The organism is Pseudomonas sp. P116, from assembly GCF_020149425.1.
Lineage (GTDB): Bacteria > Pseudomonadota > Gammaproteobacteria > Pseudomonadales > Pseudomonadaceae > Aquipseudomonas > Aquipseudomonas anatoliensis.
The window spans coordinates 466,613-485,046 of record NZ_JACVHB010000001.1 but is presented as its reverse complement, the minus strand read 5'-3'; the positions used below and the strand labels follow the sequence as shown (position 1 = coordinate 485,046).

Here is an 18,434-nt window from a genome sequence, read left to right as displayed (position 1 = left end):
GGAGCTGCCGCAGGCTGCGATCTTTTGACTTTGATTGTAAAAAAACAAGATCAAAAGATCGCAGCCTGCGGCAGCTCCTACACGGACGATTTGCGCCATTTTTCGATGGGCAGTTTGGTGATCGCAAAACCACCCAACAGAATCGCCGAATAGATCATCAGTTCCCGGGACAGGGTTTGCCCTTCGTACCAGGCGCCGATGATCACGGCAAACACCGGGAAAATGATAAACACGAACGACAGAATGATCGGGCTCAGGCGTTTAAGCAGCAAAAAATAAACGATGAAACCACCCACCGACGCTACCAGCCCGAGATAGAGCAGGGCAGCCCATGAGCGCGCGGTCACGTCCTGGAAGCTCGGCGCTTCGAAGCCCAAGCCGACAATAAATAACATTAGCCCGGCGATGCCGATCGGCAGCGTGTTGTAGGTGATCACGGTGATGGCGCTGCCGTGCTTTTTCGTCACTACGTAGCACAACGCATGCATGACCGCTGCGCAGAGAATCGCCAGCACACCAAGCCATTCCGCCTGATCCAGATGCAAGCCTTGGCTGCGAATGATCATGAACAAACTGGCGAAGCCGATGGCGATGCCGAGCATTTGCGACGGATAGATTTTCTCGCGCAGAAACACCGCCGAAAACAGCAGGATAAACACCGGCATGCAACTGAACAGCAGCGCCGTCAGGCCAGACGACACGTGCATCTCGCCATAGTTGAGCAGGTAGTAGGGCAGGCTGAAATACGACAGCGTGACGAACACAAAAAACCAGCGACTTTGGCGCGGAAACAGCAGGGGTTCCTTGCGCAACACCGCGAAGCTGAGGAACAGTGGGAAGGCAATCAGAAAGCGCAGGCCAGCGGCGGTGAGTGGAGGCACGCTTTCCACGGCAATCTTGATCCCCAGCCATGTGGTGCCCCAGCTCAGACAAACGATGAGAAACAGGCTGCTGGTGATCAATCCGGCAAGCCAGGGTTTGCTGATGTTTATCGGTGAGCTGATGGCGGTCGACATGTGGGGTGCTCCGAGCGGGGAATTGACCTCATCACTGAAAAGGTCTATTCCTGATTGAACCTGTTTTCAATACGCTATTCGGGGCGAGAATGAGTGTCAAAGCAAGTATTGCCATGGTGTCAATCCTGCGTGACGGCCTCGCTCATGGCGCAGGCGTCAAGTACAAACGCTTGGCCGAGGCGGTCGAAAAGGCCATCGGCGAGGGCGTTATCGAGGCAGGTTGCAAGCTGCCACCGCACAGGCTTTTGGCCGATAGTCTTGGCGTCACCATCGGCACCATCAGTCGTGCTTACGGTGAGCTTGAGCGTGTCGGATTAGTCGTTGCCCGCGTAGGAGACGGCACCTATGTGCGTCAGCGCGGGATGGAACGGCCGCAGGACAAAGGCTTTCGCAATGTCAGCGACGAGCCGCCAGCGTGTTTCGACATGAGTCGCAACCAGCCGATCCCCGGCCAGGAGGCAGCGTTCATGCGCGAATGTCTGGTCGAGCTGGCCAATGATCCGGGCTTGTTACAGCAATTGACCGGGTACACCGCCGAAGGCGGATTGGCCAGGCATCGGGTGGCGGGGGCGGTGTGGTTGCGCCACGGGCATTTCGTGCCACACGCCGATCAGGTGCTGTGCGTCAACGGAGGTCAGCACGGTTTGCTGTGCGCCTTGATGGCTTTGCTCAAGGCCGGCGACACGGTCGTGACCGAGCATTTGTCCTACCCCGGATTGATCAGCGTCGCACGTCAACTTGGGATAAAACTCATCGGCGCCGCGATGGATGACGAAGGACTGTTGCCCTCGGCGCTGGAGGATATATGCCGTCAGCATCGGGTAGCGGCGGTGTATTGCACGCCAACGATCCAGAATCCTACAGCCGCCGTGATGTCGATCCCACGGCGCGAGGCGATTGCCGAGGTGTGCCGCCAGCACAATCTGCTGATCATCGAAGACGAAGCCCACGCTGTGCTCGACCGCCAGCGCCCGCTGCCATTGAGTTATTTCGCTCCTGAGCGCTCGGTGTTGATCGGTAGTTTGAGCAAGGCTGTTTCCGCCGGGTTGCGAGTCGGTTATCTGCACGCGCCGCAAGCGTTGATCGGGCGCATCAGTTCAGCCATTCGTGCGACGTGCTGGATGGCTAATCCGCTGTCGATGGAGGTGGCGAGCCTGTGGATCGAAAACGGCATGGCCGAACGCTTGCTGGATGAGCAGATCACGGAAATTGGCCGCCGCAAGGCGTTGGTTGCGGGCGTAATGGACGGCTTGAGCTACAAGACGCACAGCTACAGTCCGCACTTTTGGGTAGAGGTGCCGGCGTTGTGGCGAGCGTCGCAGATTGCTGCAGAGTTGAAAGAAAACAACTATCTGGTGGCGACCGCTGAGGCGTTTGCGGTGGGGCATGCGGCGGTGCCGCAGTTTATTCGGGTGAGTGTGTGTAATTCGGTGGGGGATGACAGCATGTTACTTGCTGGCTTTGAGGCTCTGAAGCACGCCTTGACGGAACCCAATCCTGTGTAGGAGCTGCCGAAGGCTGCGATCTTTTGATCTTATTTTTAAACATCAAAATCAAAAGATCGCAGCCTTCGGCAGCTCCTACAGGGGCATGCGGGGTTACTTGAACCGCCGCTCCACCCCTTTCTCCACCAGAATCTTCGCCGAAATCTCTTCCACCGAAAAATGCGTGGAATTGATGTTCGGGATGTTTTCACGGCGAAACAGGTTTTCCACTTCGCGCACTTCGAATTCGCACTGGGCATAGCTCGAATAGCGGCTGTTGGGTTTGCGCTCGTTGCGGATCGCGGTGAGGCGGTCCGGGTCGATGGTCAGGCCGAACAGCTTGTGCTGATGGGCGCGCAGGGCGGGCGGCAGTTGCAGGCGCTCCATGTCGTCTTCGGTCAGCGGGTAGTTGGCCGCGCGGATACCAAATTGCATGGCCATGTACAGACACGTCGGCGTCTTACCACATCGCGACACGCCCACTAGAATCAGATCGGCCTTGTCGTAATAGTGCGTGCGGGCGCCGTCATCGTTGTCGAGGGCGAAGTTCACCGCCTCGATCCGCTCCATGTAATTGGAGTTGTGCCCGATCGAATGCGACTTGCCGACGGTGTAGGAAGAATGCTCGGTCAGTTCCTGTTCAAGCGGGGCGAGGAAGGTCGAGAAAATGTCGATCATGAAACCATTGGACGTTGCGAGAATCTCACGAATGTCCTGATTGACGATGGTGTCGAAGATAATCGGGCGAAAGCCGTCGGTTTCGGCGGCTTTATTGATTTGTTGTACCATGGCCCGCGCTTTATCCACGCTGTCGATGTACGGTCGCGTGAATTTGCTGAAGGTAATGTTTTCGAACTGCGCCAGGAGGCTTTGACCCAGGGTTTCGGCAGTAATGCCGGTGCCATCGGAGATAAAGAAAGCAGATCGTTTCATTTGCACCTTGGGCCTTAAGCTAATAACGAATCTTGGATATGATAGGCGCGATTTGCCGGCCGCCATTGGCCAGCATTCTCACTTATTTTCCAGGTCCAGGCCATACAACCGGCCAACGCTCCCCCGAGCAGCCGGTTTCTGAGCTTTTCCAACACAGTTAGTGGAGAGATCACCTTGGTAGAGTACGTAGTTTCCCTCGATAAGCTCGGCAAACACGATGTTGAGCATGTGGGGGGCAAGAACGCATCCCTGGGCGAGATGATCAGCAACCTGGCGGGTGCCGGTGTGTCGGTCCCCGGCGGCTTTGCCACCACCGCTCAGGCCTATCGCGACTTCCTCGAACTGAGTGGCCTCAACGACCAGATCCACCAGGCCCTCGACGCGCTCGACGTTGATGACGTCAACGCACTGGCCAAGACCGGCGCGCAGATCCGTCAATGGATCATGGACGCCGAATTCCCGGAAAAACTCAACGCCGAGATCCGCACCGCGTTCGCCACGCTGTCGGCCGGCAACCCTGACATGGCCGTTGCCGTGCGTTCTTCCGCCACCGCCGAAGACTTGCCGGACGCATCCTTCGCCGGTCAGCAGGAAACTTTCCTGAACATCCGTGGCGTGGAAAACGTTATCCGCGCTGCCAAAGAGGTGTTCGCCTCGCTGTTCAACGACCGTGCGATCTCCTACCGCGTGCATCAGGGCTTCGACCACAAACTGGTCGCCCTGTCTGCCGGCGTGCAGCGCATGGTGCGTTCGGAAACCGGTACTGCCGGCGTGATGTTCACCCTCGATACCGAATCCGGTTTCCGTGACGTGGTGTTCATCACCGGCGCCTACGGTCTGGGCGAAACCGTCGTACAAGGCGCGGTCAACCCGGACGAATTCTATGTCCACAAGGGCACGCTGGAGGCCGGTCGTCCGGCGATCCTGCGTCGCAACCTGGGCAGCAAAGCCATCAAGATGATCTACGGCGAAGTCGCCACGGCCGGCAAGTCGGTCAAGACCATCGACGTCGACAAGGCTGATCGCGCGCGTTTCTGCCTGTCCGATGCTGAAGTCAGCGAGCTGGCCAAGCAGGCGATGATCATCGAGAAGCACTACCAGTGCCCGATGGACATCGAGTGGGCCAAGGACGGTGACGACGGCAAGCTGTACATCGTGCAGGCCCGTCCGGAAACCGTGAAAAGCCGCACCCAGGCCAACGTCATGGAACGTTACCTGTTGAAAGAAACCGGCACCGTGCTGGTTGAAGGTCGCGCCATCGGCCAGCGTATTGGTGCCGGTAAAGTGCGGATCATCAAGGACGTGTCCGAGATGGACAAGGTCCAGCCGGGCGACGTACTGGTTTCCGACATGACCGACCCGGACTGGGAACCGGTAATGAAGCGCGCCAGCGCCATCGTGACCAACCGGGGCGGGCGTACCTGCCACGCGGCGATCATCGCCCGTGAGCTGGGCATTCCGGCCGTTGTCGGTTGCGGCAACGCCACACAGTTGCTGAAAGATGGCCAGGGCGTAACCGTATCCTGCGCTGAAGGCGACACCGGTTACATCTTCGAAGGTGAACTGGGCTTCGACATCAAGAAGAACTCCGTGGACGCCATGCCTGATCTGCCGTTCAAGATCATGATGAACGTCGGCAACCCGGACCGCGCCTTCGACTTCGCGCAACTGCCGAACGCCGGTGTGGGCCTGGCCCGTCTGGAATTCATCATCAACCGCATGATCGGCGTGCACCCTAAAGCGCTGCTGAACTACGACGGTCTGCCGCAGGAAATCAAGGACAGCGTCGACAAGCGTATTGCCGGCTACGATGATCCGGTTGGCTTCTATGTCGACAAACTGGTCGAAGGCATCAGCACCCTGGCAGCAGCGTTCACACCGAAGAAGGTCATCGTGCGTCTGTCGGACTTCAAGTCCAACGAATACGCCAACCTGATCGGCGGCAAGCTCTACGAGCCGGAAGAAGAAAACCCGATGCTGGGCTTCCGTGGCGCTTCGCGTTACATCAGCGAATCGTTCCGCGATTGCTTCGAACTCGAATGCCGCGCGCTGAAGCGTGTGCGCAACGAGATGGGCCTGACCAACGTCGAAATCATGGTGCCGTTCGTGCGTACCCTCGGCGAAGCCAGTCAGGTTGTTGATCTGCTCGCAGAGAACGGCTTGAAGCGCGGCGAAAACGGTCTGCGCGTGATCATGATGTGCGAATTGCCATCCAACGCGATTCTGGCTGAAGAGTTCCTCGAATTCTTCGACGGTTTCTCGATCGGTTCCAACGACCTGACTCAGCTGACGCTGGGTCTGGATCGTGACTCCGGGATCATCGCGCACCTGTTCGACGAGCGTAATCCGGCCGTCAAGAAGCTGCTGTCGAACGCGATTCAGGCGTGTAACAAGGCTGGCAAGTACATCGGTATCTGCGGTCAGGGCCCATCCGATCACCCGGATCTGGCGCGCTGGCTGATGGAGCAGGGCATCGAAAGCGTGTCGCTGAACCCGGACACCGTGCTGGAAACCTGGTTCTTCCTCGCGGAAGGCCAAGCGCAGGCTTGATGGTTATGTGAACGGGCCGCTCTACTGTAGGAGCGAGCCTGCTCGCGAAGACGGACTGACATTCAACATCGATGTCGACAGATGTACCGCTTTCGCGAGCAAGCTCGCTCCCACAAGGGGTAAGGCTTTGAGATTGAAGTAGGGCGAGCGCCTCCGGATGCCGCCCTTTTTTGTGCAAGAGCATTATGCAAAGCAGCAGTAACCTATTTCCTGTCGCCCTGATCAGCGCCGAGCGGCGCGGCGATCTGAGCGAAGACGTTTATCGTCTGAAACCCGGCAACAGCCCGGACTGGTCCGTAGAAATCGCCGTCACCCGTTTGGGCATGGCCGATGAACCGGCGGTGCGCGGTGTGCCGGTCATTCTGTTGCACGGCAGTTTTTCCAACCGGCGATTCTGGTTCTCGCCCAAGGGTCTGGGGCTCGGCGCTTATCTGGCACGGCTGGGCTTCGACGTGTGGATTCCGGAGATGCGCGGTCACGGTTTATCGCAGCGCAACGAGGAATACCGCAGGAACCGTGTCGCCGACTACGCCAGGTACGATTTGCCGGCAATCGCCGCATTCGTGCGTGAGCAGAGTGGGCAGGTGCCGCACTGGATTGGCCATTCGCTGGGCGGCATTACCCTGGCGGCGGCTCTCGGTGGCGAGTATCTGGGCGAACCTGCCGTAGCGTCGGCAGCGTTTTTTGGCACTCAGGTCAGCCGTACTTACTGGCCGCTGAAGATTCCGCCGGTTGAATGGAGCGGTCGCTTCATTCTCAAGCGTTTCGCGCAGTTGTCGGGCTCACGCCTCAAGCGCGGACCGGAAGATGAGCCCATTGGCCTGGCCATCGAGAGCATGCGCTGGTACGGCCTGTTCGGCCGGTTTGGTGACAAGGACAAAGACTGGTGGGCCGGTCTGGCTGATGTTCAGGTGCCGGTGCTGGCGGTAAGTGCGGCGGGGGATCATCAGGATCCTGCGTGGGCTTGTCGCAAACTGTTCGAGCAGATGGGTTCTGAGCACAAACAGTTCATCAATCTGGGGCGCGAACAGGGCTTCAACGATAATTTCGGCCATGTCGAAATGTTGGTGAGCAAGGCTGCACAGACGCAGGTATGGCCACTGGTGGCACGCTGGTTGAACGATCAGCACACGCCGTTACTGGGTGAGAAGCCGGATCTGGCGGCAGCGGTCTGAGTCGCGAGGCACTGAAAAAAGGCCATTTCGTTCGGGTCGGCTTGCGGCTAAGATATGACGCATTGTGCGGTTCTGGTCACTTTTAGTGGCTGATTTGCTATTACGTTTCAGCGTTTGTTCAGGTTCGTTCAGCGACCCTTGCATGAACTAAGGTAAACAGCGACTGCCGGAACTCGTCTCACAAGAGTGCGTCATCCTTGATCGTCTTCCTTTTTACAGGAGTTTTTCGATGAACCATTACCTCACGCCTGACCTGTGCGACGCCTATCCGGAACTGGTCCAGGTGCTGGAACCGATGTTCAGCAATTTCGGCGGCCGTGATTCATTCGGCGGCGAAATCGTGACCATCAAATGCTTCGAAGACAACTCGCGGGTCAAGGAGCAGGTCGAGCTCAAAGGGAATGGCAAGGTACTGGTGGTCGACGGTGGTGGTTCGCTGCGTCATGCCCTGCTGGGGGACATGCTGGCCGAGAAAGCCGCGAAAAACGGTTGGGAAGGGCTGGTGATCTACGGTTGCATCCGCGACGTCGATATCATCGCGCAGACCGATCTGGGCGTGCAGGCCCTTGCTAGCCACCCGAGGAAGTCCAACAGGCGCGGGCTCGGCGACCTTGACGTTCCAGTAACTTTTGCCGGTGTGACGTTCCACCCGGGCCACTACATTTATGCGGACAACAACGGCGTGATCATCTCGCCGAGCCCGCTGAAGATGCCTGAATAAGCTTTTGACAAAGGGATGAGGATGTTCGAGGAAGAAAACGCGCAATGGGGGCTGGTGCATGCCCTGGTGCTGGACGGTAAAGGCGGTGCGCGTTCGATAGCCCGGACTGAGCTCGACGATTTGCAGCTACAGGCCCATGAAAGCCTGTGGCTGCACTGGGATCGCAGTCATCCGCAAACCCAGACCTGGCTGCGCAAATCCAGTGGCCTGAACGAATTCACCTGCGACTTGCTGCTGGAAGAGAACACCCGACCGCGCCTGTTGCCGTTGCCGGATTCCGAGTTGCTGCTGTTTTTGCGCGGCGTGAACCTCAATCCGGGTGCCGAACCGGAAGATATGGTCTCGGTGCGGATTTTTGCCTCTGCCCAGCGTGTTATCTCACTGCGTTTGCGTCCGTTGCGGGCCACGGATGAACTGCTGACGATTCTGGCAGAGGGCAAAGGCCCGAAAACGTCCTCCGAGCTGATCCTTTATCTGGCGCAATTCCTCACTAACAAGGTGCAGGATCTGGTCACTTGCCTCTCGGAAATCGCCGATGAGGAAGAAGAAAAGATGGATGCCGACGAACGGTATACCCCGGAGCACGGATCGATTTTGCACATCCGTCGAAGGGCGGCCGGACTGAAGCGGTTCCTCGCTCCACAACGGGATATTTTCGGCCAGATGACGCGGATAAAACTGCCGTGGTTTGTCGATGATGATGCCGATTACTGGAACGAGTTGAACAACAGCCTGACCCGCTATCTCGAAGAACTCGAATTGACCCGAGAGCGCGTGGGGCTTGTCCTGGAGGCAGAAGACCGGCGTTTGAGCGTGCGCATGAATCGCACGATGTACCGCTTCGGCATCATCACCTGCATCTTTTTACCAATGAGTTTTATCACCGGTCTGCTGGGTATAAATGTCGGCGGAATTCCGTTCGCGAGCAGCCCTTATGGTTTCCTGATCGCCTGCTTGACGGTGCTCGCCATGGCCTTCGGCCAATGGTGGTTATTCCGTCGTTTGCGCTGGGTCTGAACATGGCGCATGTGACCCGACCAAATCTGCCCGCGTCTTTCACAGACATCACGAGAGGTGCGTATGCACGATCCGTTTGAACAGTCTTTGCGCGACATGCTCAACGCCTCGCCGTCCAGCCGTGACGACGATGCGTGCCTGGGCCGCGTACTCAAAACCGCCAACCGTCAGGTCGGCGCCGGCGATCTGTTCAGCCTGCTGGGCCGCTGGCTGCCCGCGCTGATGATCGCCCTGAATAACGGATCGGCCCACGTCTCGCCGGTTTCCCGTCTTCGTAAACCTACCGCTCGCACTGCTGATAAGGCTGATTGAATATGGAACTTGATCTCTGGACTCAGAGCCTCGTCACTGCAATGACTGCGTTGTGGACCAAAGTCGCCAACTTCATCCCGAACCTGTTCGGCGCACTGGTGGTGCTGCTGTTGGGTTTCGTCGTGGCCAAGCTGCTCGATACCTTGCTGTCCAAACTGCTCGCCAAATTGGGCCTTGATCGCCTGATGGGCGGCACCGGGCTGACCAAGTTGCTGTCGCGCGCAGGGCTTCAGGTTCCGATCTCGACACTGATCGGCAAGATCGTTTACTGGTTCGTTCTGCTTATTTTTCTGGTTTCTGCAGCAGAATCCCTTGGCCTTGAGAGAGTTTCAGCTACGCTCGATATGCTGGCGCTGTATTTGCCGAAAGTATTTGGCGCAGCCCTGGTGTTGCTGGTGGGTGTTTTGCTCGCGCAATTGGCCAATGGGCTGGTGCGTGGGGCGGCAGAAGGCGTAGGCCTGGACTACGCTTCGGGGCTGGGGCGAATCGCTCAGGGGCTGGTGATCATCATCAGCATCTCGGTCGCGATCAGTCAGCTTGAGGTCAAGACCGACCTGCTGAACCATGTGATTGTCATTGTATTGATTACCGTTGGTCTGGCGGTTGCGCTGGCCATGGGGTTGGGAAGCCGGGAAATTGCCGGTCAGATTCTTGCGGGAATCTATGTGCGTGAGTTGTACCAGGTTGGGCAACAAGTGCGTGTTGGCGAGGTCGAAGGTCAGATCGAAGAGATCGGCACGGTTAAAACCACATTGCTGACCGATGAGGGTGAGCTAGTCTCTCTTTCCAATCGGATCCTGCTGGAACAGCATGTGAGTAGCCGCTAATCCGGCAAACCCTGCTAATGTATGCCGCCGCGAAAGCCAGCCGAAGCTGGTTGCGGCGGACATTGACCTGACTGTCGGCACGACTTGTTTTGAATAAAGCCCAAACGTTATCTACGCGCTACGACCCCCGCGAGCTCTCTGATGAGGAGTTGGTCGCGCGCTCGCATACCGAGCTGTTTCACGTGACGCGCGCCTATGAAGAACTGATGCGGCGTTACCAGCGAACATTATTTAACGTCTGCGCGAGATATCTTGGGAACGATCGCGATGCAGACGATGTCTGTCAGGAAGTGATGTTGAAGGTGTTGTATGGCCTGAAGAATTTCGAGGGGAAATCGAAGTTCAAAACCTGGCTGTACAGCATCACTTACAACGAATGCATCACGCAGTATCGGAAGGAACGGCGAAAGCGTCGCTTGATGGACGCATTGAGTCTTGACCCCCTCGAGGAAGCGTCCGAAGAAAAGACGCCAAAACCCGAGGACAAGGGCGGGCTTGATCGCTGGCTGGTGTATGTGAACCCGATTGACCGCGAAATTCTGGTGCTACGATTTGTCGCAGAGCTTGAATTTCAGGAAATCGCAGACATCATGCACATGGGTTTGAGTGCTACAAAAATGCGGTACAAACGCGCTCTAGATAAATTGCGTGAGAAATTTGCAGGCATTGCTGAAACTTAGTTCAGCGCAAATATCTCTTACGTGTAGGCAAGTTCTGATAGACTTGCCGCCGAGTTGTCCCCCGGTTTGCGGGACTGCTTCACAATCACCAGATGGGGATTTAACGGATGAAACTGAAAAACACCTTGGGCTTGGCCATTGGTTCTCTTATTGCTGCCACTTCGTTCGGCGCTCTGGCACAAGGCCAAGGCGCAGTTGAAATCGAAGGCTTCGCTAAGAAAGAACAATTCGACAGCGCTCGTAACTTCAAGAACAACGGCAACCTGTTCGGCGGCTCGATCGGTTACTTCCTGACCGACGACGTTGAACTGCGTCTGGGCTACGACGAAGTGCACAACGTACGTGCCGACGACGGCAAGAACGTAAAAGGCGCTAACACCGCTCTGGACGCTCTGTACCACTTCAACAACCCGGGCGACATGCTGCGTCCGTACGTTTCGGCCGGTTTCTCTGACCAGAGCATCGACCAGAACGGTTCGAACGGTCGTAACCGTTCCACCTTCGCCAACGTTGGCGGCGGTGCCAAGCTGTACTTCACTGACAACTTCTACGCCCGTGCTGGCGTTGAAGCTCAGTACAACATCGACCAGGGCGACACCGAGTGGGCTCCAAGCGTCGGTATCGGTGTGAACTTCGGTGGCGGCTCCAAGCCTGCTGCTGCTCCAGTTCCAGCACCAGCTGAAGTCTGCTCCGACAGCGACAACGATGGCGTTTGCGACAACGTTGACAAGTGCCCAGACACCCCAGCCAACGTAACTGTTGACGCTGATGGCTGCCCGGCAGTTGCTGAAGTTGTTCGTGTTGAGCTGGACGTTAAATTTGACTTCGACAAATCTGTTGTTAAAACCAACAGCTACGGCGATATCAAAAACCTGGCTGACTTCATGAAGCAGTACCCATCCACCACCACTACTGTTGAAGGTCACACTGACTCCGTCGGTCCTGACGCTTACAACCAGAAACTGTCCGAGCGTCGTGCAAACGCCGTTAAGCAAGTTCTGACCAACCAGTACGGTGTTGAATCGTCCCGCGTTCAGTCTGTTGGCTACGGCGAATCCCGCCCAGTTGCTGACAACAAAACTGACGCTGGCCGCGCTGTAAACCGTCGCGTAGAAGCGCAGGTTGAAGCTCAAGCTAAGTAATTAGCTGCCGCTCTGAGAAAAGCCCGGCTTAGGCCGGGCTTTTCTTTGTCTGCGATTTGGTAAAGCGCCAGCACTTACAAGGCGTGTGCACTCCCAATGTAGGAGCTGCCGAAGGCTGCGATCTTTTGATCTTGCGCAACAGCAGCGACAGCACCAATCACCAGGATGGCCGGACTTTTCAGCTCAAACGCAGAGGCATCCCACTCCATCGCCATCAAATCACTGCGGCACTCGCGCTGATGTGGCAGCGAGGCGTTTTCGATCATCGCTACCGGCGTATCCTTCGCCATCCCGCCCGCCAACAATTGCTCACGAATCTCGCCAAGCTTGGCCACACCCATGTAGATGACCAGAGTCGTCCCGCCTTGCGCCAGTGCCTGCCAGTTCAATTTGCTGTCATCCTGCGTATGCGCAGTCACCAGCGTCACGCCGCGCGCCACACCGCGCAGGGTCAGGGGGATATCGCACTGTGTCGCACCGGCCAACCCGGCAGTGATGCCGTTCACCAACTCGACCTCGACACCACGCTCGCGTAACAACTGAGCCTCTTCACCGCCACGACCGAAGATGCACGGATCACCGCCCTTGAGCCGCACCACGCATTTGCCGTGACGGGCGTAGCGCAACATCAGACGATGGATGAAGGCCTGCGGCGTCGAGCGGCAGCCACCGCGCTTGCCCACCGCAATGATTCGCGCGGCGGGGCAGTGTTCCAGCACGGCGTCGTTGACCAGGTCATCAATCAGCACGACATCGGCCTCACGCAAGGCGCGCGCGGCTTTGAGGGTCAACAGTTCTGGATCACCAGGGCCTGCGCCCACCAACCAGACTTTCGCATTCATGGTGTCTTCCCTCATCAAATGACGGCAACCGGCTGCACGTTGGCGGCCAGCAAGCGCTTTATTTCCGGGACGCACGAGCCGCATTGCGTGCCGCATCCCAGTTGATTTTTCAAACCCTGCAGGTCAAGTCCTTGGCCAATACCCGCGCAGACTGCGTTGAAGCTGACGTTATTGCAGTTGCACAAGGTTTTATCGCGAGTGACCTGCGCCCCGGCGTTGCCCGGCGGCGCGCTCATTGGCGCCAGCAGCCAGCGTCGCAGTTGTTCATCCGCGCGACCTTCCAGCCACAAACCTTGCAGCCAGTGTTGTGCGAGGGTTTCGCCAGCCAGGCGAATCGCGGTAATCCGGCCATTCTCAATGCGTACACGCTTGCCGATGGCCCGGCGCGGGTCGTCATAGGCCAATACGGGGCCATCGATCAGCGACAGACATTGGTCGATCTCACCCAGCAACTGCGGGTCCGGTGCCGCGCCGCTGGCAGCGCGTATCAGCAATGCCGGACGTTCACGTCCGACGAGGCTCAGACTCACGTAGGAAAACGCCTCGCACAGTGGTCGTAGCGTCTCGAAGTGCCGTTGAACATCACCCTCGATCAGTGCGAAGAGTTGCCACGGCAGATTGACCGGTTCCAGGCGCACACCGCTGTGCTTGAGTTCCGGTTGCCTGGACAACGGGTCGAAGGCCGGCAGCGTCAAGCTATTCACACCGCCCTTGAGAAAACGATCGCCCCAGTGCATCGGCAAAAAAGCCTGGCCCGGACGCACACCGTCATCGCTACCCACCGCGACAATCACGGCGCCGCGACGACTTTTAAGATTGACCAGATCTCCCGGCTGCAAACGGTGCCGGCGCAGTTCGTCCGGGTGCAGGCTCAATACCGCTTCGCTGACATGGCCGAACAGTTGCGCCGCCGTGCCGGTACGGCTCATGCCGTGCCATTGATCGCGCAGGCGGCCGGTGATCAGCGTCAGCGGGAAGCGCGCATCACGCTGCTCCTTGGCGGCGCGGTAAGGGTCGGCAATGAACTGCGCGCGGCCATTAGCTGTAGGAAAAATACCGTCGCTGTACAACCGCGCGGTTCCTTGCCGGGCGCCAGCGGGGAAGGGCCATTGTTGCGGCCCGATCTGGTCGATCAATGCATGACTGATCCCGGACAGATCCAGATCACGCCCTCGGGTGAGCAATTTGAATTCATCGAATAGCTGCGAAGGTTGATCGAAGGCAAACAGGCTCGGTTGTTGCGGGCGCAGACGTTTCTCCAGACGCTGTGCGAAATCTACGGTAATCGCCCAGTCTGGCCGTGCTTCACCCGGTGCGAGAATGGCTTTGCGTACGTGGGAAATGCGGCGCTCGGAATTGGTCACCGAACCTTCTTTTTCGCCCCAACTGGCGGCGGGCAGTAACAGGTCGGCGAATGGAGCGGTTTCAGTGGTGCGGAAGGCTTCCTGCAACACCACGAACGGGCACACCTCCAGCGCTGCGCGCACAGAGTGTTGATCCGGCATCGATTGCGCGGGGTTGGTGCAGGCTATCCACAATGCCTTGATCTTGCCGCTACGCACCTGTTCGAACAGTTCGATAGCACTGAGCCCGGTGTTTTCCGGCAACCGATCAATGCCCCAGTAAGCCGCGACTTCAGCGCGGTGCTCGGGGTTGGCCGCGTCACGATGGCCTGGCAGCAGATTGGACAGACTGCCGGTTTCCCGCCCGCCCATGGCATTTGGCTGACCGGTCAGGGAGAAAGGTCCTGCACCCGGACGACCGATTTGCCCGGTAGCCAGATGCAGATTGATCAATGCGCTGTTTTTCGCGCTGCCGGCGGTGGACTGGTTCAACCCCATGCACCACAGGGACAGAAAGCTCGGCGCAGTCCCCACCCATTCAGCGCATTGCTGCAGTTGCTCGACACTGATCCCGCAAAGCTGCGACACCATCTGTGGCGTGTAATCGCGTACCAGGCTTTTCAGCTCGGCCAGACCTTCGGTGTGGGCCGTGATGAAGTCGCGGTCGATCCATTCTTCCCACAACAGCAGGTGCAAAATCCCATGGAACAAAGCGACATCGGTGCCCGGCAGAATCGCCAGATGCAGATCGGCCAGATCGCAGGTGTCGGTGCGCCGTGGGTCGATAACGATGACTTTCATCTGCGGACGGCGCGATTTAGCCTCTTCGAGCCGACGGAAAAGAACCGGATGGGCGTAGGCCATGTTACTGCCGACGATCATCACGCAACCACTGAGCTCCAGATCTTCGTAGCTGCACGGTGGCGCATCGGCGCCGAGACTGCGTTTGTAGCCGACCACGGCCGAAGACATGCACAGGCGTGAATTGCTGTCGATGTTGTTGGTGCCGACCAGCGCCCGCGCCAGTTTGTTGAAGGCGTAATAATCCTCGGTCAGCAGCTGTCCGGAAATGTAGAACGCGACGCTATCCGGGCCGTGTTCGGCGATGGTTTCGGCGAACACATTTACAGCATGGTCCAGCGCCGTGTCCCAGTCGGTGCGGCTGCGCGCGAGGCCTTTGCCCAGGCGCAATTCCGGATACAGCGCCCGCGCTGCGAGGTCGCCGGTCAAGTGCAGGGTCGAGCCTTTGCTACAGAGTTTGCCGAAGTTGGCCGGATGCGCCGGATCGCCACTGACGCCGAGGATGCGCTCGCCGTCATGCTCGATCAGTACGCCGCAGCCGACCCCGCAATAACAGCAGGTCGAGGCGGTCGTCTGGCGGTTCATCAGATAGCGTCCCGCAGGGCCAATTGCACCCGGCCATTTTCAACCCGCGCCGCGTGATGATGGGCGCATCCGATATCAGGCGCCTGGGCTTCACCGGATTGCAGGTCGATCTGCCAGTTGTGCAGCGGGCAGGCCACACGTTTGCCGTAAATCAAACCTTGTGACAGCGGGCCGCCCTTGTGCGGGCAGCGGTCGTCGAGGGCGAAAACTTCGTCGTCACTTGTACGAAAAATCGCGATGTCACCTTTGGGTCCGGCAATGATCCGCGAACCGAGGGTATTGATCTCTTCCAGGGCACAGATATCGAGCCAGTTCATGCCGGCACCTCCAGGATTTTCACAGGGATCACGTCGAATTCTTTCTTCAGTTGCGGCTGCGCCAGGCGCTCTTTCCACGGGTCCTGCTCAAACGACAGGGAGAACTGCAGGCGCTCGTTCAAAGCTTTGCGACGTTCCGGGTCTTCAAGCACGGCTTTCTTGATGTGCTCCATGCCGACCCGTTGCAGGTAGTGCACGGTGCGTTCGAGGTAGAAGGCTTCTTCGCGATAGAGCTGCAAAAACGCGCCGTTGTATTCGCGAACTTCTTCGGCAGTTTTCAGCTTGACGAAGAATTCGGCGACTTCAGTTTTGATCCCGCCGTTGCCACCGATGTACATCTCCCATCCGGAATCTACGCCGATGATTCCTACGTCTTTGATACCCGCTTCCGAGCAGTTGCGTGGGCATCCGGAAACCGCCAGCTTCACTTTGTGCGGCGACCACATGTTGAACAGGTCATGTTCAAGCTCGATGCCCAATTGCGTCGAATTCTGCGTGCCGAAGCGGCAGAACTCACTGCCGACACAGGTTTTCACCGTGCGAATCGATTTGCCGTAGGCGTGGCCGGAGGGCATGTCGAGATCCTTCCAGACGCCGGGCAAGTCCTGTTTCTTGATGCCCAGCAGGTCGATGCGCTGACCGCCGGTGACCTTGACCATCGGCACGTTGTACTTGTCGGCGACGTCGGCAATTCGGCGCAATTCTGAAGGGTTGGTCACACCTCCCCACATCCGTGGTACCACCGAGTAGGTGCCATCTTTCTGAATGTTGGCGTGGGCGCGCTCGTTGATCAGGCGCGATTGCGGATCGTCCCTGGCCTCGCCCGGCCAGGTGGAAATCAGGTAGTAGTTGAGCGCCGGCCGGCACGTCGCGCAGCCGTTTGGTGTGCGCCAGTTGAGGTAGCTCATGGTGCCGGCGATGGTCAGAAGATGTTGCTCGCGGATCGCCTGGCGGATCTGGCCGTGATTGAGGTCGCTGCAACCGCAGATGGCTTTTTCGCTTTTCGGTTTGACGTCTGCCGCGCCGCCGACGGTGTTGATCAGGATCTGCTCGACCAGCCCCGCGCAGGAGCCGCAGGAACTGGCCGCTTTGGTGTGTTTCTTCACCTCATCGACGCTGAACAGGCCGTGTTCCTGAATGGCTTTGACGATGGTGCCTTTGCACACGCCGTTGCAGCCGCAGACTTCGGCGGTGTCGGCCATGACCATGGCTTTGTCCTGGCCCTGATGTCCTACGTCGCCGAGGGCGTTTTCGCCGAACATCAAGTGATCGCGGATCTCGCCGATGGCGTGATTCTCACGGATTTGTCGGAAATACCAACCGCCATCTGCCGTATCGCCATACAGACAGGCGCCGACCAAAACGTCATCCTTGATCACCAGTTTTTTGTACACCCCGCCGATCGGGTCGGAGAGGGTGATGGTCTCGGTGCCTTCGCCGCCCATGAAGTCGCCGGCGGAAAACAGGTCGATGCCGGTGACCTTCAATTTGGTCGACGTGACCGAACCCTGATAGCGGGCGAAACCCAACTGCGCGAGGTGGTTGGCGCAGACTTTGGCTTGTTCGAACAACGGTGCGACCAGGCCATAAGCGATACCGCGATGGCTGGCGCATTCGCCGATGGCATAGATGCGCGGGTCGTAGGTTTGCAGGGTGTCGTTGACCAGAATGCCGCGATTGCACGGGATGCCGGCCTTTTCCGCGAGTTCTGTGTTGGGGCGGATGCCGGCGGCCATGACCACCAGGTCGGCGGGGATGATGTCGCCGTTCTTGAATTGCACCGAACCGACCCGACCGTTACCGGCGTCGTGCAGGGCCTGGGTCTGTTCGCACAGACGGAAATGCAGGCCACGGGATTCGAGGGCGCTTTGCAGGAGTTGGCCGCTGGTCTTGTCCAGTTGCCGCTCCAGCAGCCACTCACCGAGGTGCACGACGGTAACGTGCATGCCGCGCAGCATCAGGCCGTTGGCGGCTTCGAGGCCGAGCAGGCCGCCGCCGATCACTACGGCGTGCTTGTGGGTTTTTGCGGTGTCGATCATTGCCTGAGTGTCGGCGATGTCGCGGTAACCGATCACGCCGTGCAAGGTGTTGCCGGGAATTGGCAGGATGAATGGCGTCGAGCCGGTGGCGATCAGCAGGCGGTCGTACTCGGCTTCAGTGCCGTCCTCGGCAATCACCCGGCGCTTGACCCGGTCGATTTCCACCACTTTGCGGTTGAGCAGCAGCTTGATGTTGTTTTCCAGGTACCAGTCGAGGTCGTTGAGCACGATCTCTTCGAAAGTTTGCTCACCGGCCAGCACCGGCGACAACAGGATGCGGTTGTAATTGGTGTGCGGCTCGGCACCGAAGACCGTGATGTCGTACAGCTCGTTGCTCAGCTTGAGCAATTCTTCGAGGGTGCGGACGCCGGCCATGCCATTGCCGATCATCACCAGTTTGAGTTTTTTCATCAGGTTCTCCGGGGAGCTGCGGCTGGCCTCTTGTGGGCTTCAGGCCTTGCTCGAGAAATTTTGCGCAAACAAAAAAAGGCGTCCCGCTAGTTGCCTAGCGAGGACGCCTTTGTCCTGGTCCCGTTCTCTCGGGGAGCACAGCCTTCGTCGTTGAAGGTTGGGCTTTATGTGTGTGTTGAAAGGATTAATGCAGTGGTTGTGCCAAGTATTCCCAACCCCGTGATTACGGGACTTTTCTG

At 58.3% G+C, this 18,434-nt stretch carries 15 protein-coding genes; 9 read left to right on the top strand and 6 right to left on the bottom strand.

All coding sequences use genetic code 11. The features are described 5' to 3' along the window. Window positions 1-77: 77 nt before the first annotated feature. A complete protein-coding gene (locus tag ICA15_RS02395; RefSeq protein ID WP_210553608.1) occupies window positions 78-1,016 on the bottom strand; it encodes a DMT family transporter in 939 nt (312 codons plus the stop codon). A gap of 89 nt (window positions 1,017-1,105) precedes the next feature. On the opposite strand from ICA15_RS02395, the gene ICA15_RS02390 reads away from it, so the two are divergent. Beyond that, window positions 1,106-2,521, top strand: a complete 1,416-nt coding sequence (locus ICA15_RS02390; RefSeq protein ID WP_210553607.1) for a PLP-dependent aminotransferase family protein — start codon at window positions 1,106-1,108, stop codon at window positions 2,519-2,521. A 93-nt stretch (window positions 2,522-2,614) separates the two neighbouring features. Here ICA15_RS02390 and ICA15_RS02385 read toward each other — a convergent pair whose 3' ends face one another. Then, window positions 2,615-3,433 carry a pyruvate, water dikinase regulatory protein gene (locus ICA15_RS02385; RefSeq protein WP_042558495.1) on the bottom strand — a complete coding sequence of 273 codons (819 nt, stop codon included), beginning with the start codon at window positions 3,431-3,433 and terminating at the stop codon, window positions 2,615-2,617. Between the two features lie 174 nt (window positions 3,434-3,607). On the opposite strand from ICA15_RS02385, the gene ppsA reads away from it, so the two are divergent. The 8 genes from ppsA to ICA15_RS02345 all read left to right on the top strand — a co-directional run bounded on the left by ppsA (window position 3,608) and on the right by ICA15_RS02345 (window position 11,857). Next, window positions 3,608-5,983 (top strand): phosphoenolpyruvate synthase, encoded by a 2,376-nt coding sequence (gene ppsA / locus ICA15_RS02380; RefSeq protein WP_150594597.1) that lies wholly within the window; start codon window positions 3,608-3,610, stop codon window positions 5,981-5,983. A 185-nt stretch (window positions 5,984-6,168) separates the two neighbouring features. After that, window positions 6,169-7,158 carry an alpha/beta fold hydrolase gene (locus tag ICA15_RS02375; protein WP_210553606.1) on the top strand — a complete coding sequence of 330 codons (990 nt, stop codon included), beginning with the start codon at window positions 6,169-6,171 and terminating at the stop codon, window positions 7,156-7,158. Window positions 7,159-7,387: 229 nt separating this feature from the next. After that, window positions 7,388-7,879: a ribonuclease E activity regulator RraA gene (rraA, locus tag ICA15_RS02370; RefSeq protein ID WP_100847899.1), complete on the top strand. Its 492-nt coding sequence runs from the start codon at window positions 7,388-7,390 to the stop codon at window positions 7,877-7,879. 21 nt (window positions 7,880-7,900) lie between these two features. After that, a complete protein-coding gene (locus tag ICA15_RS02365) occupies window positions 7,901-8,896 on the top strand; it encodes a zinc transporter ZntB (RefSeq protein WP_150601340.1) in 996 nt (331 codons plus the stop codon). A 63-nt stretch (window positions 8,897-8,959) separates the two neighbouring features. Continuing rightward, complete coding sequence (locus ICA15_RS02360) at window positions 8,960-9,208, top strand: hypothetical protein (protein ID WP_008076827.1); 249 nt, start codon at window positions 8,960-8,962, stop codon at window positions 9,206-9,208. A 2-nt stretch (window positions 9,209-9,210) separates the two neighbouring features. Continuing rightward, the gene (locus ICA15_RS02355) at window positions 9,211-10,035 is read left to right on the top strand and encodes a mechanosensitive ion channel family protein (protein ID WP_008048604.1); all 825 of its coding nucleotides are present in this window, start codon (window positions 9,211-9,213) and stop codon (window positions 10,033-10,035) included. Between the two features lie 89 nt (window positions 10,036-10,124). After that, window positions 10,125-10,715 (top strand): RNA polymerase sigma factor SigX, encoded by a 591-nt coding sequence (gene sigX / locus ICA15_RS02350; protein ID WP_150601341.1) that lies wholly within the window; start codon window positions 10,125-10,127, stop codon window positions 10,713-10,715. 107 nt (window positions 10,716-10,822) lie between these two features. Continuing rightward, window positions 10,823-11,857: an OmpA family protein gene (locus ICA15_RS02345; RefSeq protein ID WP_150601342.1), complete on the top strand. Its 1,035-nt coding sequence runs from the start codon at window positions 10,823-10,825 to the stop codon at window positions 11,855-11,857. A gap of 74 nt (window positions 11,858-11,931) precedes the next feature. Here the strand turns inward: ICA15_RS02345 and cobA are convergent, their stop codons facing one another. From cobA to nirB, 4 genes are read right to left on the bottom strand one after another with little or no spacing between them, the layout of a single operon-like run. After that, window positions 11,932-12,699 (bottom strand): uroporphyrinogen-III C-methyltransferase, encoded by a 768-nt coding sequence (gene cobA, locus ICA15_RS02340; RefSeq protein WP_210553605.1) that lies wholly within the window; start codon window positions 12,697-12,699, stop codon window positions 11,932-11,934. A 14-nt stretch (window positions 12,700-12,713) separates the two neighbouring features. After that, window positions 12,714-15,428, bottom strand: a complete 2,715-nt coding sequence (locus ICA15_RS02335) for a nitrate reductase (RefSeq protein WP_210553604.1) — start codon at window positions 15,426-15,428, stop codon at window positions 12,714-12,716. Beyond that, window positions 15,428-15,745: a nitrite reductase small subunit NirD gene (gene nirD, locus ICA15_RS02330; RefSeq protein ID WP_042558503.1), complete on the bottom strand. Its 318-nt coding sequence runs from the start codon at window positions 15,743-15,745 to the stop codon at window positions 15,428-15,430. The genes ICA15_RS02335 and nirD overlap by 1 nt, the downstream gene beginning before the upstream one ends. After that, entirely contained in the window at window positions 15,742-18,195 is a 2,454-nt protein-coding gene (nirB, locus tag ICA15_RS02325) for a nitrite reductase large subunit NirB (protein ID WP_210553603.1), read from the bottom strand. The genes nirD and nirB overlap by 4 nt, the downstream gene beginning before the upstream one ends. Window positions 18,196-18,434 lie beyond the last annotated feature (239 nt).

Excerpts from the sequence above, each read along its gene's own strand:
- ICA15_RS02395 (WP_210553608.1), bottom strand. The coding sequence starts at position 1,016 with ATGTCGACCGCCATCAGCTCACCGATAAACATCAGCAAACCCTGGCTT.
- ICA15_RS02390 (WP_210553607.1), top strand. The coding sequence starts at position 1,106 with ATGAGTGTCAAAGCAAGTATTGCCATGGTGTCAATCCTGCGTGACGGC.
- ICA15_RS02385 (WP_042558495.1), bottom strand. The coding sequence starts at position 3,433 with ATGAAACGATCTGCTTTCTTTATCTCCGATGGCACCGGCATTACTGCC.
- ICA15_RS02375 (WP_210553606.1), top strand. The coding sequence starts at position 6,169 with ATGCAAAGCAGCAGTAACCTATTTCCTGTCGCCCTGATCAGCGCCGAG.
- rraA (WP_100847899.1), top strand. The coding sequence starts at position 7,388 with ATGAACCATTACCTCACGCCTGACCTGTGCGACGCCTATCCGGAACTG.
- ICA15_RS02365 (WP_150601340.1), top strand. The coding sequence starts at position 7,901 with ATGTTCGAGGAAGAAAACGCGCAATGGGGGCTGGTGCATGCCCTGGTG.
- ICA15_RS02360 (WP_008076827.1), top strand. The coding sequence starts at position 8,960 with ATGCACGATCCGTTTGAACAGTCTTTGCGCGACATGCTCAACGCCTCG.
- ICA15_RS02355 (WP_008048604.1), top strand. The coding sequence starts at position 9,211 with ATGGAACTTGATCTCTGGACTCAGAGCCTCGTCACTGCAATGACTGCG.
- ICA15_RS02345 (WP_150601342.1), top strand. The coding sequence starts at position 10,823 with ATGAAACTGAAAAACACCTTGGGCTTGGCCATTGGTTCTCTTATTGCT.
- cobA (WP_210553605.1), bottom strand. The coding sequence starts at position 12,699 with ATGAATGCGAAAGTCTGGTTGGTGGGCGCAGGCCCTGGTGATCCAGAA.
- ICA15_RS02335 (WP_210553604.1), bottom strand. The coding sequence starts at position 15,428 with ATGAACCGCCAGACGACCGCCTCGACCTGCTGTTATTGCGGGGTCGGC.
- nirD (WP_042558503.1), bottom strand. The coding sequence starts at position 15,745 with ATGAACTGGCTCGATATCTGTGCCCTGGAAGAGATCAATACCCTCGGT.
- nirB (WP_210553603.1), bottom strand. The coding sequence starts at position 18,195 with ATGAAAAAACTCAAACTGGTGATGATCGGCAATGGCATGGCCGGCGTC.